1 pseudogene is annotated in these 278 nt (G+C 37.1%); it reads right to left on the bottom strand.

The window, feature by feature from the left end:
* Window positions 1-242 (bottom strand): annotated as a pseudogene (locus A6E03_RS10060) (GNAT family N-acetyltransferase); the annotation flags it as partial.
* Between the last annotated feature and the right edge of the window lie 36 nt (window positions 243-278).

Raw genomic sequence — 278 nt, 5'->3', positions numbered from 1 at the left:
TGAAATTCTGGGCTTAACTGTAAGTCTCGCAGAAAAGTGGTTGATTCGTTATAGCTAAAACGGACAATACCAACTCGATGATTATCCACGAATATTTCAAAGTTATCCAAGAGAGCCCAATTGTTGATAAATAGATTGCTATCCCAAACGATATTCCGAGTTAAATAATAACTAGCCATATTGGATTGAGTTAGTGACTCAGCATATTTTAGCTCAGAAGCTCTTTTAAACTGGATATCCATACTTACCCCTTGGGAACACATAACGCTGGCATAACA

Origin of the sequence: Aliivibrio sp. 1S128, from assembly GCF_001691065.1 — a bacterium.
Taxonomy (GTDB): Bacteria; Pseudomonadota; Gammaproteobacteria; order Enterobacterales; family Vibrionaceae; genus Aliivibrio.
The sequence above is the reverse complement of the archived record's forward strand: the minus strand, read 5'-3'. Positions and strand labels throughout refer to the sequence as shown.